The organism is Shewanella sp. SW24 (assembly GCF_025653395.1).
Taxonomy (GTDB): domain Bacteria; phylum Pseudomonadota; class Gammaproteobacteria; order Enterobacterales; family Shewanellaceae; genus Shewanella; species Shewanella oncorhynchi.
Genome location: NZ_JAKKSH010000015.1, coordinates 13,286 through 30,885 on the forward strand (window position 1 = coordinate 13,286; position 17,600 = coordinate 30,885).

12 protein-coding genes and 1 pseudogene are annotated in these 17,600 nt (G+C 45.1%); 7 read left to right on the top strand and 6 right to left on the bottom strand.

What is annotated here, in order from left to right:
• Nucleotides 1–37 precede the first annotated feature (37 nt).
• Nucleotides 38–283 (top strand): annotated as a pseudogene (locus L5M17_RS13495) (YqiA/YcfP family alpha/beta fold hydrolase); the annotation flags it as partial.
• Between the two features lie 584 nt (nucleotides 284–867).
• Here L5M17_RS13495 and L5M17_RS13500 read toward each other — a convergent pair.
• From L5M17_RS13500 to L5M17_RS13510, 3 genes are all read right to left on the bottom strand, one after another.
• Nucleotides 868–1,239, bottom strand: a complete 372-nt coding sequence (locus tag L5M17_RS13500; protein WP_263148100.1) for a hypothetical protein — start codon at nucleotides 1,237–1,239, stop codon at nucleotides 868–870.
• Between the two features lie 200 nt (nucleotides 1,240–1,439).
• Nucleotides 1,440–2,414 carry a DUF2971 domain-containing protein gene (locus L5M17_RS13505; RefSeq protein WP_259562505.1) on the bottom strand — a complete coding sequence of 325 codons (975 nt, stop codon included), beginning with the start codon at nucleotides 2,412–2,414 and terminating at the stop codon, nucleotides 1,440–1,442.
• Between the two features lie 209 nt (nucleotides 2,415–2,623).
• Complete coding sequence (locus tag L5M17_RS13510; RefSeq protein ID WP_006081874.1) at nucleotides 2,624–3,331, bottom strand: hypothetical protein; 708 nt, start codon at nucleotides 3,329–3,331, stop codon at nucleotides 2,624–2,626.
• A gap of 597 nt (nucleotides 3,332–3,928) precedes the next feature.
• Between L5M17_RS13510 and L5M17_RS13515 the strand changes: the two genes are divergently transcribed.
• The 3 genes from L5M17_RS13515 (at nucleotide 3,929) to L5M17_RS13525 (ending at nucleotide 8,751) form a co-directional block, all read left to right on the top strand.
• Nucleotides 3,929–6,166, top strand: a complete 2,238-nt coding sequence (locus tag L5M17_RS13515; RefSeq protein WP_263148103.1) for a hypothetical protein — start codon at nucleotides 3,929–3,931, stop codon at nucleotides 6,164–6,166.
• Nucleotides 6,167–6,176: 10 nt separating this feature from the next.
• On the top strand, nucleotides 6,177–7,877 hold the full coding sequence (locus L5M17_RS13520) for a toxin-antitoxin system YwqK family antitoxin (RefSeq protein WP_263148104.1): 1,701 nt from the start codon (nucleotides 6,177–6,179) through the stop codon (nucleotides 7,875–7,877).
• A 598-nt stretch (nucleotides 7,878–8,475) separates the two neighbouring features.
• Nucleotides 8,476–8,751, top strand: a complete 276-nt coding sequence (locus L5M17_RS13525) for an acylphosphatase (protein ID WP_028759808.1) — start codon at nucleotides 8,476–8,478, stop codon at nucleotides 8,749–8,751.
• 48 nt (nucleotides 8,752–8,799) lie between these two features.
• On the opposite strand, the gene L5M17_RS13530 is transcribed toward L5M17_RS13525, so the two are convergent.
• The 3 genes from L5M17_RS13530 to L5M17_RS13540 all read right to left on the bottom strand — a co-directional run bounded on the left by L5M17_RS13530 (nucleotide 8,800) and on the right by L5M17_RS13540 (nucleotide 14,013).
• Nucleotides 8,800–9,801, bottom strand: a complete 1,002-nt coding sequence (locus L5M17_RS13530; protein ID WP_173244633.1) for a peptidoglycan binding protein CsiV — start codon at nucleotides 9,799–9,801, stop codon at nucleotides 8,800–8,802.
• Complete coding sequence (gene mfd, locus L5M17_RS13535) at nucleotides 9,801–13,286, bottom strand: transcription-repair coupling factor (RefSeq protein ID WP_263148174.1); 3,486 nt, start codon at nucleotides 13,284–13,286, stop codon at nucleotides 9,801–9,803. The genes L5M17_RS13530 and mfd overlap by 1 nt, the downstream gene beginning before the upstream one ends.
• Nucleotides 13,287–13,371: 85 nt before the next feature.
• A complete protein-coding gene (locus L5M17_RS13540; protein WP_212601065.1) occupies nucleotides 13,372–14,013 on the bottom strand; it encodes a hypothetical protein in 642 nt (213 codons plus the stop codon).
• 94 nt (nucleotides 14,014–14,107) lie between these two features.
• Between L5M17_RS13540 and L5M17_RS13545 the strand changes: the two genes are divergently transcribed.
• From L5M17_RS13545 to lolE, 3 genes are all read left to right on the top strand, one after another.
• A complete protein-coding gene (locus tag L5M17_RS13545; protein WP_263148106.1) occupies nucleotides 14,108–15,340 on the top strand; it encodes a lipoprotein-releasing ABC transporter permease subunit in 1,233 nt (410 codons plus the stop codon).
• A 135-nt stretch (nucleotides 15,341–15,475) separates the two neighbouring features.
• Nucleotides 15,476–16,171, top strand: a complete 696-nt coding sequence (gene lolD, locus L5M17_RS13550; RefSeq protein ID WP_263148108.1) for a lipoprotein-releasing ABC transporter ATP-binding protein LolD — start codon at nucleotides 15,476–15,478, stop codon at nucleotides 16,169–16,171.
• Nucleotides 16,168–17,418, top strand: a complete 1,251-nt coding sequence (lolE, locus tag L5M17_RS13555) for a lipoprotein-releasing ABC transporter permease subunit LolE (RefSeq protein ID WP_105252620.1) — start codon at nucleotides 16,168–16,170, stop codon at nucleotides 17,416–17,418. The genes lolD and lolE overlap by 4 nt, the downstream gene beginning before the upstream one ends.
• The last annotated feature ends 182 nt before the right edge of the window (nucleotides 17,419–17,600 follow it).

Genomic DNA, 17,600 nt, shown 5'->3' on the forward strand with positions numbered 1-17,600 from the left:
GTTCCGTTTTTTTACTAATTATTTGTGTAGAAGAGACAGGGGCAAGATCGATCGCCCAGAAGAATATGCCGATATTGCCAATAAGTGCGTGTCGCAATTTCGTGAAAAGAATACCCACAAGGCCATGTGCATATTTTCTGTGAATGATGAGATGTTCGATAATCAGCAACTCGCCAGTGAATTAAGCGCCTATTATTCGATTGATTGGGATGACGTTCAACCCCACAAATTCCCCCAACTCGCCGCCCATCTCCCCAAAATAAAAGCCTTTAAGTTGGCTTGATTGATATCGATTGAATAAAAGTATCACTCCTCTTTTTATATTTAAGAGGGGGAGTGGATTTATCTTATCGATTATTCTGCCTTATGGTTTGGCTTTCGTACTTCATGTGGCGGACATTGCGACTTTGAATATGACTGTGGCTATTGGGAATATTTTTAAGTAGAGCACATTGAGGGCTCTAGATTATAAAATCGACTGTATTGGTTTTGGACTGAAATGTGTAGGAAAGTAGTCTCGAGTGGCTGCGACTTTTGGTTTTTTTTTAGGGGATTAGCGTTGGCTGGTATCTACTTGCACAGGCTTGCCATGGCATTGACTTACCGACACGCAGCCAGTCCATCCTTGGATGCTCGACCGCCCCGTCCATGGGGCGGACGGTCGTCTCGCCAATCACCATGGCTCACCTTTCGTGCATTCACGTAACCTGTAGATTTAAAAGACATACGCAACACACTTTTGGACAAAACGTGTTTGATTCCTAACTCTAATTTGTGATTTTCAGATTAAAATTTCTATGAATTAACACCGCCAACAACAACAGCAAGCGTAGCTTTGATGTACGATGATGCTCGGCTCTGTTAGCTTTACAACTCCACGATAACTGCATAGTAGAACTTCATTGCCAAAACCCATTTCTTAACATCTATTTCAATATGCCAAGGTTTACCGTGCATATCCCCTTTTAAGGAACAAATGCCATTCCAATACTGACCTAAGCCACTCTCAATCGCAGTAAAATTTAGACTTACATCTTTTGCATGGATAATTTTATTACAGCATTCTCGAATAGATAGTTTTACGTTACCAACTATACACTTTGCAACTCCTGAATAACGCTCAAATGATTCTTTATCAGGGCAATATTCGGGATCATCGGTTTTAAATTCATTGGAGTCTTGAATGATTCGAGTTCGACTCGCACACCTAATTAGATAATCACTAACAGATGCTTCCAAAAATCCTTAATAGACAATTAGCTCACCTTCAAACTATGAAAGGCAGATCTCACATTCTTATTTCGTATCGAATAAAGATTCGTAATACTCCACCATTGCTCTACTACCATGAACAACTTGCTCAAGTAGTAGTAAATCTTCCTCTATAGAGCCGTAATAAATTTGATGAGACATATATTTCCTGTAAAGACAATACCTTATTAGCTGTAAATTATTTCAAAGTCGACATCAAATCTATCACTATTTTCTAAAGTTCTATAGAAAGTTAAGTTTGAACTGAACCTATTATTTTTTCTAATGGATTTAATGGCTTCATTGATTATTTCATTTGAAACTCTACATCCGAAATATATGGATTGAATTGCGCTTGGCATAAGTCTTTTGAAAAAGAATAGGCTTCCCATAGATTTTATATTACTATCATTTATTACCTTTGCAAGATTATTAATGGGAAAATTAATGTTTTCATTTTCAAATATATATTTACTTCCAACTTTAATAAAATCAATTTTTCTTTTACGTAAATACTCATCAAATTCATCAGTCGAGTAGATTTCATTATTAAAATTCAAAATAGCAACATCAGATTCAGTTATAGGAATCAAGAATCTATGTTCTTTTTCATACATCCAGCTATCACTTTTAACTAATGCGAAATGCCTAAAGAATTCATCCTCGTATATAGAAAATATGCACTCATCAGGAATATCTTTACTAGGTCGATTATTATCATATCGAACACGTACAGCTTTCTTCTCACCGATACGTGAAGATTTAATGCCATCTTTAGAAAAGGAAAATGTATCTTCTGAATTAGAAATTGCAATAACAATTCCGTTATGTTCGTTAGCATAGTGCGACCACATAAGAAGATTATGAGGGTTTTCTGTAAGTGAAATAATACCAAATTTATGGAGTTCTGTTTCTAAGTATTTTCTCGTATCACCATGTTTTAAAATAATTTCTTCATCAGAAATAAAACCAGCCCCTTCCCCCATATTATCAATCATAAAAGCGATCTTTTTTCTGATCGCTTCTTTAGTTGGCTTTGAGTCAAAAGGGTCATTAAGACTATATGGTTGAGTTAATCTAAGTAATGGATCACTGAAGAACTCTTGTCGTAATGGCATATATTTATACAAAACTTTCAAATGAACTCCTTTCCAACTAGACATAATGATTCCCCGCGCATGGCGGTGAATCGCCACGGATATCATAGTCACTTTGTATCATTACTAAAATTTAGTCAACATGCCATCTATTAACCAAACACTCCGGATTACTCTTAGCTTGCAATGGCGCATATACAGTGCCAGAACTGATCTAGCCTGACACGAGTTTGGACAGAAATGAGTTGGTGATTAGACTCTAAAAAAGCTCAACTCTATGCAAGATAGTCTTTCCATCCTTCACCAAACTCTTCATTCATTCTATTTTCAAAAGACTCGCTTTTTAGCTGCAACTCTTTATCAAATTCGAGATCATCACCAATCTCTTGGATGCAGCCACGTTCTTTTAAAATACTAAACTCTATCTTAGATATGGCTTTCTCTGTTTGTTCAATAGTTTGGTCTACATTGGCCCAAAATTCATCAGAGAGAACTATTACTTTTTCACCACCTGATTGGTAAGTTAATTTAACCTCAAAACTTTTATTCATTATTGTAAAACTGCCATGAGCCACGGCGTTTCGCCATTCCTGAATCTTCTTTAAGTCAGTTTGCAACGTTGCCTTTTCTTTACCGGAACAATATGAGGTTTTATTGAGAATATTAAATAAAATATTACGCTTTGCATTGTAACTCATTGCTGTTGATTCAATTATTAACTCATCAAATAATACAGAACGGTTATATTCTTCTTCAGAGTGATCTTTACTAGCAAAAAAATAACTACTAATAACACTGCCAACATCCTCATCGATTCTTGTTCCTGCATGCAATACCATCGAAGCGTTGTCCGTGGCAATTCTTGAAAGTTCTTTTCTCTTATTCTCGTGGCGGTACATGTGAATAAGTGCATCGTCTTCCCCCGTAAAATCATCAGGATCTTGAGTAATTGAAACAGGCACTTCTCGATTCAGCTTGTACATAACTTTACCTAAAGATTAAAAATAACTTATTGTACATTTGAAACCCTGCTTTGCAATGTTACAAAATCTCTAAAATCAAGTGTTCAACTAACACTATCACCCTCTGAATGCAATAGTAGGATTAATCTAGTTCTTCTATTAGAAGTGATATTATATTTTTGAGGGAAATGTAAGTGTCGTCATCTGAATAGATATCAACTTCAAACGCGTTTTGGGGCAATAGCATTTTAGCTAAACGAACTGCGAAAGTGATAGTTAGGATTGGCATTGCAGCTACAGTGATAGTTGACATGATGGGTGTCGCCGTCGAGCCTATAGGGATACTTCTTATTAAATAAAAAATCGGCGAGTCACTGGGAAACAATGACAATTAATGCCGCACAGCTAGCTGTTTGCATCAGTTCTTGATGCCGGAATTCGTCATTAAGAATTTGCCTAAGATTGGCATTGCTGTACCTGTGACTATCTAAAAAGGATGCTTTAGTCGCGCACTCAGGTGTTGCGCTGGACAGGCAAAATAGCCAAAGCATTTTATTTACTGGGTATGAAAGGGCATAATGCGGCGCTTACTATTTGTTTGAGATACAAGGAATAACCATGAAGTACTTGGTTAGCGTAGTTGCATGCTGTTTATTATCGGCCTGTTCTTTTGGGGATGCTGATGTTGAGTTTACGCCTGAAAAAGGGGAAGAGCGCTCTTATCAGCTGTATAGCACCACTAACATCACTGTAGACAATGGTCAGCGTACCGAAACGGTTAACGCCACGTCACATCAATTGCTGCGTTATAAGGTCCTCGAAACAGGCAAAAACAGTCGGTTTCAAGTGCATGTCGATTATATGAACATGCGCGATGGCCAAGGGAGCGGCGTCAGTAGTGGCCAGCGGGCCGATCGTAATCCAGAAATGCACGCTATTTTCTCGCAGGGGTTTGAATTTTCTTTAAATCTAGACGATGGCAGCGTTAAAGAATTCAGTGCATTGAACAAACCTGTATGGCAGGCGCTGTTGGCTGAACGCGGCGCAGAGCTTGAGCAGGAACTGAAAAAGCTCTTTAGCTCATCTGCCTTCCTTAGCACCATACCCGCCAAAGCGGGGGCGGTCGTCGCGCTTCCTGCCTATCAAGGCCACGCCAATGCCAAGCTTACTGTATTGCAAGTCACAGATACGCATGTGTTAGCCAAAGTTGAAAGTGGCGGCGAACAAGCCAAAATATACGGTCAGTTGATGTTAGAGCGTGAGCGGGGTTGGTTAGCGCAGTTAGCCTTAGTGGCGGAAGCGCCGTTTGAGCGCTACGGCTATAAGGGCACAGTGCGCAGCAACGTTATTATGTTGCCGCAGGAGCGCCAGTTGGGCGATCTGACGCAGTATTTAGGTTTTTATTATTTCCCAGTATTTGAGTATCAAAAACAACCTGACGTTGTGTTGGATAACGTCAATAAGACCTTAACCCAAGATGCTGTATTTGCCTATGATGCGGGCTACTTTTACCAGCAAGATGATTTATTAAAGCTGACTTATCAGTATGACTTTTCAGGTTTTAAACCCGAAGGCGGGTTTAGCTTAACCGATATCACAGCACACAATGCGGATGGCACAGTACTGCCGCTGCAATTGAGCAAGGTAGGCAGTTACAGTTATCCAGAACAGGATGGTTTCCATCAGTCTGAGCAGCAGAATTTGCTTATCGGCTGGAATGCACCGAATGACCTATTAGCTCAGGTTGCTGAGTTTCGCGCGACTGCCCATTATCGCGGCGCGAAATTAGTCAAACTTAACCTGACCCCCGATCCCAGCAAAACTGTGGCCTTGCAGTATGAAGATATACAGCTGGAACTCTCGCCAATCCCAGATAAACCATTCAGTTATTTGCTGAAATCGCGAGGCAGCACTGACAAATCTTGGTTATACCGGCGCTTTGACGGTGCCGAAGGCGCTATGGTGAAATATCTTTCACCGCCGCCCACTGGACCGGATTGGTTAACCCCGGCAGAGCAAAATATGGTGGCGTTGGCCTCATCGACACAATATGAATCGATCACACATTTTACCTTTCCCGCAGCGCCGCCCACGCTGACACTCTATGTGAATACTGTGGTTGATAGTGGTGAACTGACTAAGAACATTCGTTTTATTCCGACTCAAGATTACGCGCAAAATGTCGCCTATCCGCCGGCGCAGCAACAACTGCTTTATAGTGATGATATGTATGCGTCCTATGTTAATCAGCCGCAAGTTACTGCACCTGAAGACCCCGCCTTACTTGAGCCGCAAGTCGTGGCCAAATACGGCGTCAGTTTGCTGTTAACTTCCGAGCAGGCAGCGGTGTGTACGCTCAGTGTTGTCGATGCACCTAAGGTCAACGAGCACACACTGCAATGGACAAACACAAGCACTAACAACACGGGTTTTGGTGGAGGGCTGGATAAGTTTGCGCTGTACCAACTGACTAGCGCCGATGGGATCCGCCGCAATTTTTACGACATCAATGTCAGCAGCACTTTGGCCTGTACCGGTACGCCCAAATGGCAAGCGCTAGCGTATCAACCCGAGCAAAGCTGGTTGATTGATATCACTCAGTTGCCGAATGTTGATACCCATCAAACCGTGGCCGACTTTATGCGGCGCTATCGTTTTTTAAATGCGCAAAATTTACAGCTAGCTCCTGCTATTCAAGGTGACAGCAGTGATTTTTATCAGCGTCCGTTGCAGCAAGTATTACGTGAGGAACGCTGGTTTGTACTGGCGGGGCGCACAGCACAGATAGAGCAGCTGACGATAAGCGGCGAACCGGTCAATAAACAGTGGGTTAATACATTCCCTGCGTTACCTTAAGGAGCAGAATATGAGAGTCTTATTACTATTATCTGCACTACTTATGTCGTTTAATCTGTCGGCTGAGCGAATTTTACTCGACGAACTATGGCGGCTTAGCGATGTGCCTGGTGAAGCCATTTATTATCAGGAGCAAGCGCCGACAGAGCAAAATGGCGTGTGGCCGCTACAACTCTTTTATCTGGAGACGGATAAACCCGTTTTTAAGGGCAGCGTCAACAGTCCTAATTTAGCCGAGAGTTTTATCGTTGGTGATTTCGAGTTTTTCTATCCCGACGGTCAACTGTCTCGCAAGGGCAGTAGCGATGCACAAGGGCGTTATCAGGGCACGCATCTGCATTATTGGGAAGACGGAGCGCTCTCGGGAGAGTACCACTACCAGCATGGCCAGTTGCATGGAGATCAGAAAAGTTATCATACTAATGGTCAATTAAGGGAGCTTCAGCATCGTGTGAATGGTGCTGAATTAGGATTATCGCAAAGTTATTTTAACAATGGCCAGTTGCAAACACGCGTAACCTACGGCGCTAACGGTATGGAAGGGCTATATGAAAGTTTTCATAACAATGGTCAGCCGGAGCAAACCGTTAATATGGTGGCGGGAAAAAGAGAAGGCGAACGACTGTATTGGACAAAAGACGGCTGGTTATACACTAAAGAGTTTTATCTTAAGGGGAAAATACACGGCGAAGTGTTGATTTACCGAGCTGCCGATGTGCTGCAAGAGATTAAACACTATGAGCATGATAAACAGGTGGGAAACCAGCAGCGTTTTGATGAACAAGGGCGGTTAGCAGAGCTGCAAAAGTATGATAAGGATGGTCGTGAAATTCAACATATTACCTATGATAATGCCGGTAACGTTGCGACCCAAACCTACACGCAATACCTCGCTAAGGGTCAGACCAGCACTGAACAGCGCTTCGATTCTGCGGGTAAGTTAACTTATAAATATCAGCAAGATACTACAAAAGACTGGAGCTTACGTCAGCGTTTTGATGTAGCAGATGAGCTGATTGAACGTGATGAACAACTCAAGGGACGATACGATGGTTTGTATATCGGTGCTGGTTGGAACGGTTATATCAGGCGGATAAACTACCGCAAAGGTCAAATGCACGGTGCATATCGAGAAGACAAGGCCGAGGACGGCGGTTTTGTCATCGGCCAATATCACTTAGGGTTAAAGTCCGGCAAGTGGGTCACAAAAAACGCGGATACGACGCGCAATGAGCAGTTTAACCAACAAGGTGAGCTGAGTGGTGAACAAACAGAAATCGCAGCCGATGGCACGATAATGCGCCGAGAGTTTTATAAAAACGCTAAATTACATGGCGCGTATTTACTGCGTGGCTTTGATAAACAACTGCAAGCCCAAGGTCAGTATGTTAACGGTCAGCGCGAAGGCCAATGGCTGCTGCAAGATGAAAGCAGCTACAGCATGGTTAAGCTCTGGCATGGCAACTATAAAGCAGGACACGAAGTGGGTCACTGGCAAGCCTTTTCCGCCAATGGCCATTTATTAGGGCAGACCCAGTATGATGATCAAGGTCAATTGCAAGGCAAAGGCTATAGTTTTAACGAAGATGGCAGCCTACTGCAAAGTGATGAGTATCTTGATAATCAACTGCACGGCAGGTCGGTGTACTACTTTAATGGTGAACCCTCATCCGAGTATCGCTATCAAAATGGTCTGATGATAAGCGAGTAGCACTTCATCACCTACCCACACAATCGAGCAAAAACCGGCTAATTAGGCCGGTTTTTTGCTTTTTTGCATCTAGTTTGCTTGCCTTGCTTTATCGTCAGGCATACGCGCCGCTTGTCATTAGAGGGGGACTTCTCAAACCCTCGTTTCGCGTTTACTAACTTGCCAGAACAAACACAATCTCAGCGTTAAACGTCAACACGCCTTTATACTTCTTCGGTTATCACAGGGGGTGTTTTTAAACATGAACAATGCAGATGGGTGTACGAGCTGATTTTCAGCTAAAAGCATTATATTCATTCGGGATGGATAGTTTTACTTTTCAAACTCTTGAAAATAATTATTTATTGTGTAAAGTAGCGACCCTTGCTATTTTGTAACAAAATGATACAGAGTTGCTGTTTTATTTGTCCATTTATTGGATATCCCTTTGCGTATGTCGCCCGACACAGCTAGCAGCAGTCTTGTTAGCTGTTTTTTTTGCCTAAATTTAAATATTGTTTGTTTTTTGCTCTACAAATCCATAGGTTAACACTTAGCCTTTGGATAATTGCGGCTATGCTTATTTCTATAACAAGGTTCCGTGAAAAAGGAGCGTGAGATGAAGCGAGTATTAATTAATTTGACGGGAAAAGTGCAAGGTGTTGGTTGCCGTCATGCGACCTTGACTAAGGCCAGAGCCCTTGGTGTGACAGGATATGTAACCAATTGCCGCGATGGCAGTGTTGAAGTACTCGCCCAAGGCAGTGACATTGCCGTTAATGCTTTAATTGCTTGGTGCGAAGTAGGTGTGCCTTGTACCGAGGGATTAACCGTAACGGTAGGAGAAGACGAGGCTGATGATATCTACCTCGATTTCTCCATCGTTCAGTCTTAATTTAAACGTACCGTGTTAGCTTAAGAATTGTGCGGGTTGTGCGTTTGTTCAGTATTGGCCAACAGTCTGTATTGATTCGGCATTCTGATTATTTTGCATTGCACTGGGTTGCGCCATCTTGCGGATTTGGATCACCATGCCCATTTCGGGATGATCTAAATAATGGATTTCTTCACTCTTCACGCGGCGGTTTTGCTCCAAAGGCACAGACATTAAAAATGGTGTCATGACTTTGGGCGCCGTGAGTGTTGCGCTGGTATCGGCCGCATCACTGGGTACGGCTGGCATTAATTTTCTGCCTTCTTTGCGCAAGTGCAATGCGGTTTCAATATACAAATAGTGGCTTAAATAGATATTCAGTGTGCCATCTAATTCCCATACCGGTGATACAGCAGGTGCAAGCATTGGTGTGCCATCGGCATTAGTCATAGGCTCTGCTTGAGCTTGCTTAATGATTTTTCTGCCATCGAAGTGATAAGTACCTGAGAAATCTTTACCCGCAAATAAGCGTATGGGTACTGAGCCACTCTTACCACGCATAGGTTGTTGCCAAGCCATGTGCAGTAAACTGCGCGTACCACGTTCGCGGGAAATACTATTGATAATGCTCGCGAACTGACTTTGGCTGCGGGTTAACAATACTGGGTTGCCATTGGCTGTAGGATAACTGATCTGTGCGCTGCTGATTTCTGATGGGATCACCGGCGGGTAACGATATTCCACACTCGCAGGCGCGGCAGGCATAGGTTCTGACGTCGAGGTACCGTTTAAGGTTTCAGCGCAGTGGCTATTTGCATCGGCATCAAATACCAGTGTGCAAGGCGCAGATGCGCTGGGTATCGGCGTGATTGCTTGCGCGATAGCTGGGGAGATTAAGTCTATTGCGTTATCGGTTTTCGTCTTGTTCGGCGCATCAGGCCATTGTTCACTTGACTGACTTTGGCGTTCAAACACATAGACTTCAACCTCGAACCAAGCTTCTGCTTGGACGACCTGACTGTGTGATAGTGCAATGAGTGTAGCGATAGAGACCGCGAGTTTACGTAACACTATTTATCTCCAAGACGATGTTGCGATAATTGTTCTAGCAAGAGTTTCACTAAAGCGAGCCTGTCTTTACTGGTTTCGGCTGCAAGGCTGAACTTTAACTTATTCGGTCCTTCCATTCGATAGATTTGTGGCTGGCTTTGGAGTAATCCAATAATAAACACAGGATCTATGACATGATCATCACTAAATTCGATGCTGCCACCTTTACTGTGCACTTCTATTTTAGTCGCACCTAAGCGAGTCGCCTCATGTTTATAGAGGGTCATTTCCATTAAGTTACGCGTCGGTTCAGGTAATAAGCCAAAACGGTCGATCAATTCGACTTTTAACTCATCCAGCGCCGCCTGTGTTTCGCACCCTGCGATGCGTTTATAGAGCGACAGACGAATATTTACGTCGCTCACATAGGCTTCAGGCAGCAGGGCGGGGATACGCAGTTCAATTTCGCATTGCTGATTGAGCATTTGCGCCAGTGACGGTTCTTTGCCTTGTTTTAAGGCTTTGACTGCCGCTTCGAGCATTTCCATGTACAAGCTAAAACCAATTTTCGAAATATGGCCACTCTGTTCATCGCCCAAAAGTTCACCTGCGCCGCGGATCTCTAAATCTTGGGTCGCCAGCATAAAGCCCGCACCGAGATCTTCAAGAGCATCAATGGCTTCTAAACGTTTGCGCGCATCTGGCGTCATACGTTTGGGATGCGGCGTCATCAAATAGGCATAGGCCTGATGGTGCGAGCGTCCGACGCGGCCACGCAATTGGTGTAACTGTGCCAGACCAAAGGTATCGGCGCGCTCAATAATAATGGTGTTGGCACTTGGGACGTCGATACCGGTTTCGATAATAGTGGTACAGACTAACACGTTGAATCTTTGATGGTAAAAGTCTGACATTACCCGTTCTAGATCGCGCTCACGCATTTGACCGTGGGCAACAACGACTCGCGCTTCAGGCAATAAATCGATAATGCCTTGGGCACATTTCTCAATACTTTCAACATTATTGTGCAGGTAATACACTTGGCCGCCACGGAGAATTTCACGCAAAATGGCTTCGCGCACAGTCGCGGGATCTGATTCCCTTACAAAGGTTTTCACTGCTAAACGTTTGGCGGGCGGGGTGGCGATAATCGATAAATCGCGCATACCCGACATGGCCATGTTTAAGGTGCGCGGAATAGGCGTTGCGGTCAGGGTTAAGATATCCACGTTGGCGCGCAGCGCTTTGATTTTCTCTTTTTGACGTACTCCGAATCTGTGTTCTTCGTCGATAATCAACAGACCTAAGTTTTCAAACTTAGCCTCAGATTGCAGTAACTTGTGGGTACCGATCACGATATCGACTTTGCCTTCTTCCAATTGCTGCAGCACTTGAGTCTGCTCTTTGGCGGTACGAAAGCGTGACATCACTTCAGTGACCACGGGCCAGTCGGCAAATCTGTCTTTAAAGTTTTCATAGTGTTGCTGGGCAAGCAGTGTGGTCGGAACTAGCACGACCACTTGTTTGCCAGCGTTGACGGCCACAAAGGCGGCGCGCATGGCGACTTCGGTTTTACCAAAGCCCACATCGCCACAGACTAATCTGTCCATTGCGGTCGGCGATTGCATATCGGCTAACACGGCGATGATGGCGCTTTCTTGATCGACGGTTTCTTCGAAGGGGAAGCCGCGGGCGAATTGAGCGTATTCTTCTTCATCAATTGCGCAGCTTTCGCCGGGACGCGCTTGGCGACGGGCATAGACATCGAGCAGCTCGGCTGCGACGTCGCGGATTTTTTCAATCGCCTTTTTCTTGGCTTTAGCCCACGTCTCATTGCCGAGTTTATTTAAGTTGGCGTCTTCATCGGCGCCAACACTGTAACGGCTGATGAGATGCAATGAAGACACTGGCACATACAGTTTGTCACCGCCAGCGTATTCTAATTGCAAGTATTCTGCGACCAATCCACCCGTATCTAGGGTGACTAAGCCCCTATAAAGTGCAACGCCGTGTTCTAAATGCACTATGGGCTGGCCAACTTTGAGTTCGGCCAAGTTTTTAATCAGAGCATCATTACTGATCTGACGCTGTTTCTCACGGCGGCGTTGCTGGGAAATTCGATGGCCGAAGAGTTCAGTCTCACAAATGATACTGATACTATCTTTGGCGCTGATCTGCAGCAAACAACCGCGTGACAGCGGTGATACGATAAGGCCTAACTTGGTATCACTTTGAATAAATTCATCAAAATGGTTAAACAGTGCAGGTTTTAACTGAATTTTAGCGAGCAATTCAAGCAGCGCTTCGCGGCGACCCTCGGACTCAGCGCTAAACAACATGCGTTTGGCGCTGCTGGCATAATCTTGCAGCGCTAGCAGCGGTTGCTTTAATTTATGATTGGCGCTGATGTCGGGCAGGGTGCTGGCGGCAATAACAACCGCTTTCGTTGTTTCAGTGCCATCTGTTGGCACTTGCATTTGATAACGTGGCAGCGGTTTAAAGGCGGCAAATAACTCTTCTATGAGTAAATACAGCTCTTTAGGCGCCAGTAATGGCCGCAGCGGATCGACGCGTCTGTCTTGATAGCGATGTTCGACTTCTTGCAGATGGGCGCGCGCCGACTTTTCGATATCGCCTAAGGTGACGAGTTGAGTGTCCTTGGGTAAGTAATCGAATAGGGTGGCGGTGTCATCAAAAAATAGCGGCAGGTAGTTTTCGATACCTGCTGGCATCAAGTTACGGCTCACTAGCTGATAAACCGATTCCGGCTCTTTGACTATAACCTCGAAACGGCGGCGGTATCTTTGCCTAAACCCTTCTATGGCCGAACTGTCGGTTGGGAATTCCTTCGCGGGCAATAGGCGAATCGAGTCGACAGGTTGCAATGAGCGTTGGGTTTCTGGATCAAAATGGCGAATGGTTTCCACTTCTTCATCGAATAGCTCGATGCGCAGTGGCATATTCATCCCCGTTGGGAAGATATCCAGAATCGATCCGCGAATGGCAAACTCGCCATGTTCATATACTTGCTCCACCGAATGGTAGCCAGTGTCGGTTAAATGCTGGCGTACATCGTGTAACTTGTAGCTATCCCCCTTTTTGAGCACAAACACGTTGGCGCTTAAATAGGCCTTAGGTGGCAGGCGTATCATCAAGGTGGTGACGGGCACGATAACGATATTTTGCTCAATCTGAGACAGCTGCGATAGCGTTTCGAGTCGCTGGGAGATTAAATCCTGATGGGGCGAAAAACTGTCGTAGGGCAAGGTTTCGCGGTCAGGGAACAATCTGACCTTAATGCCTGTTTTACTGAGCAAATAACTCAGCTCTAACTCTAAGCTTAAGGCACTTGGCGTGTCACTGGTGACGACTAAGGTCGTTCCCTTATGTTGACGCGCTAAATTGGCGAGTGTAACGGCTTGGCAAACGCCGCCCACGGTGGACAGAGTCTGAATTTGAGTGCCATTTTTGACGGCTGGCGGCGTTAGGGCTGATATGTGAGTCATTGGCGTGCGATAAACTGATTTATTCACAAAGAGTTGCAGACATTGTAGAGACTTGATGGCGTAGGTGCCAGAGAAAAGTCAGCGGCTATTGACGCTCGTCTCTGGCGAGTTTGCGTAACTTGAGTTGTTTCTGTTGCACATTGAGGCTGGCTTTGACTAATTGCTCCACGTCAGATTCAAGAATTTGACTGAATTCAAAGTCGGTTTGCCATTGTAGATGTTCAGGTTGAGTATGTTGTTCTGTTCTGTCATTACGACTCATATCGCCTTCGGCTTGTGCTATTTTTTGTGCTTGAGTGGCGATGACTTTGCCAAAACAGAGAATGGCAACTAATTCGTCGTGAATAAACAGAGTAATTTTATAGTGGGAGCCAATGTCTAAGGCTGTTGGGGTGAGTAATCTCAGGCCACTACCACCAAATTGGTTACCAAAGCATTTTTCGCCCTCTTGGGTTTCTTTTTCTAATACATGTTGCAGCACTAGATCTACTTTGCGGGATTGCAGCTTTAAAAAATCCACGACAACTTTTGCCTCGTTATCTAAATGGCGCAGCTGTAGCAAGCAGTTAGCTTCGAGTGTTTTGACTTCGCTGAGCAGTTGAATGCCTAATGATTGCATTGATCTCAGTGCCATTTCTGAGGGTAATGGCTGGGAACTCGGCCATTGGCTTAGGTAGGCGGTAAAGTGGTGAGGCACACTAAAATACGGATTGGTGTCAGTGAACAAGGCTTGCCTCTTTATTTATAGGACCAATACCCCTATTATCGTGCCCATCTTCATGATTTAGCAAGTTCAGCACACAGGACGCAACCCTCTTTCAATGAATCCAGGATTCCCTTTCTATATCGGTTACCGTTATTGGCGGGCCAAAAAAGCGAACGCGTTCGCGTCGTTCATTACCTTATTTGCCGTTTCGGGCATTTTTTTAGGCGTTGCAGCCTTGATCGTTGTCAGCTCAGTGATGAATGGCCTTGAAGGCCAACTTAAGCAACGTATCTTAGGTGCAGTGCCACAATTAACCCTTTATAGCGAAGCGCCATTAGTCGATTGGACAAAGCAGGCGAGTGCGCTTAAAGCCTTACCGGGTGTGTTAGGCGTTACACCGAGCGTATCGACGCAGGCCATGGTGCAATCAGCGTCGAATATTCGCGCTGTGCAGGTTTATGGGGTGTTTCCCGAATTAGCGCAAAAGTTATCCTCCGTTGCGCAGCACACTTACTCAGGTGCATTTGAACAGTTGGCGAGTGGCGACTTCAAGGTGATTTTAGGAGCTGAGCTCGCACGGCAACTCAAAGTCGCTCCCGGTGATACGGTACGATTATTGAGTGGCGATGGTGTGGTGTACTCCCCATTAGGCCCTGTGCCGAGTCAACGTAAGTTCTTGGTATCTGGCATTTTTGAAATGGGCTCTCAGGTTGATGCTGGCGTTGCATATATTCATTATCAAGATGCAAAGCGTCTAATGCGTCAACCGAGTGAGGCTATTGATCAGCTTAGACTTTATTTAACCGATCCCTTTAGTGCGCCCGCTTTAGCGTCTAAAGTGCAGGATGTTCTCGCTAAACAAGATATTAAGGTAACAACTAGCGATTGGCGTGATACCTATGGTCACTTGTTTGGTGCGGTAAAAATGGAAAAGAACATGATGTCACTGATGCTGAGCCTGATTGTGGCCGTGGCCGCATTCAATATTGTTTCGGCGCTAGTGATGATGGTGGTCGATAAAACCACGGATGTGGCAGTGCTAAAAACCCAAGGCGTAACCACGCCCGCCGTGATGGGCATTTTTGTGGTGCAGGGTTCGCTCAATGCAGTACTCGGTTTAGTGCTTGGGCTCGCGGTAGGTATACTTATCACTTTGAATCTGAATGGCATTATGGCGACCTTAGGCATTTCGATTTTAGGTGCGGGACAGAGTTTGCCAGTAAAACTGGAGTTGATACAGTTGTCAGTGATCGTGATAGGCACGCTATTGGTCACCTTGTTGGCGACCTTATATCCCGCGCTGCGTGCGGCCAGAGTGCAACCTGCAACTGCGTTGAGATACGAGTAAGCTTGTGAGCTTTTACGAATAGTCGTCACCCATGGGCATTCATTCGTGAGTGATGGCTTGCCAAGATGGAAATAATTTAATGCATTGATTTAATGAAATAAATTGATGCCAAAGCATGTTTAAGAGAGAACTTCAATGCAAGACGTGTTACTGCAAGTGCAGAGTGTCAGTAAGAGTTACCATGATGGCGCCGTGACCACGCAAGTGTTGTCTAATGTCGATTTGCAGGTGTTTAAGGGCGAGCAGTTGGCGATTGTCGGCAGCTCAGGCTCAGGTAAGAGTACGCTGCTGCATATTATGGGGACTTTGGATGAGCCAACCGCGGGCAAAGTCTTGTTGCTAGGCGAAGATTTATACCAAGTGTCTAGTGCGCGCCAAGCGCAGATCCGCAATCAAGATCTCGGCTTTATCTATCAATTCCATCATTTATTGCCTGAATTCACTGCGCTAGAAAACGTCGCTATGCCGGCATTTATTCAAGGTAAAGATCGTAAAAAAGCGCTCTTCGATGCCAAAGTCTTATTGGAGCGGGTAGGGCTAGGCCATCGCATGACCCACATTCCCGCCGAACTATCGGGCGGCGAGCGTCAGCGTGTCGCTATCGCAAGGGCGTTGATTAATAAACCTAAGTTAGTGCTGGCCGATGAACCTACGGGTAATTTAGATGCTAACAGTGGCGATGCGGTTTATGAGTTGATCCGCGAGCTGGCCGATCAGTTAGGTACGGCGTTTGTGGTGGTGACCCATGATCATAAATTGGCTGCCCGTATGGACCGCCAACTGATGATGAAAAACGGTTACTTGCAATTAGCGGCGGAAACCCAAGTATGAAAGGACCGTTAGCCCTATCCATTGGTTGGCGTTTTTATCGCGCCCGCCAATCCAACAGTTTTATTAGTTTTATTTCCTTTGCATCGACTGCCGGTATCGCTTTAGGTGTGGCGGTATTGATCATAGTTCTGTCTGCAATGAATGGTTTTGAGCGAGAGCTAGAGCAAAGATTACTGGGTGTAGTGCCACAGGCGGACATTGTCGGGGTGGACGAACCTATCGTCAATTGGCAGAGTGTTGCGCAAGGTGCGCTACAAATTGAAGGTATTCGTGGTGCAGCCCCCTTTATCCGCATGCAAGGTTTAGTGCAGAAGCCAGGTGGTTTTCAAGGCTTAGCCGTGGTGGGTATTGATCCGAAAGAAGAAACGAAGGTTTCAACTTTGTCACAGTTTATGAGTGATGCAAGCTGGCAGAGTCTGAGCCAAGATGAGAATCATATCGTCCTTGGCGAGAGTTTATTGACTAAGTTGGGGCTTGAGGTGGGTGATACGCTGGCCTTATATGTGCAGGATATCGATCCAGACGCGGCAGGCAGTTTACGTGCTGCGAAGAGCCATCGTTTTGTGGTGTCAGGCACCTATCATCTGGGCGGCGAGCTTGAACTGACAACCGCTTATATTCCATTGCAATACGCGGCGCAGATCTTGAACATGAATAACGGTGTAACGGGTGTGCGTATTAGCGTCGATAAAGTGTTTGATGCACCAGTAAAAGTGCGCGAACTCGGTTATGCGCAAAAGCAGTCTGTGTATATCAGTGACTGGACTCGTACTCAAGGGCATTTATATCAAGATATTCAGTTAGTTCGCACTGTGATGTATTTAGTTTTAGTGCTCGTGATTGGTGTGGCCTGCTTTAACATTGTCTCCACCTTAGTCATGGCGGTGCGGGATAAAGCGTCCGAAATTGCGATTTTGATGACCATGGGCCTGAGTCGTTTGGCTGTGATGGGGATTTTCATGGTGCAGGGCGCGTTAAATGGTCTGCTTGGCTGTGGTCTTGGCGGCATTATTGGCATTAGTGTGGCGCTGAATTTAAGTGCGATTGCGAGCTCAGTTGAGCAATTACTCGGTATTCAACTGCTCTCGGCCGATGTTTACTTTGTCGATTTTTTACCGTCTGAATTGCATGTTTCGGATGCGGTACTGGTGATTGTGATGGCGTTTGTGATGAGTTTAATCGCGACTTTGTATCCCGCTTGGAAGGCGAGCCAAATTGCACCAGCACAAGCGTTAGCGGGTAGATAACTGGATAAGTGGCTGTTCGTCATGTTAGCCGATGTGGGCTGAAATCAGTGCAGATGTTTTCAGGACACTCCTTTCTTCCCAATGACTATTGCTTAATTACTATACTATTTCTAAATACGATATTGTGGTGACTGAGGACTTGATGACTCGAGTACTTAAGGCTTTAGAATGAAAACCATATA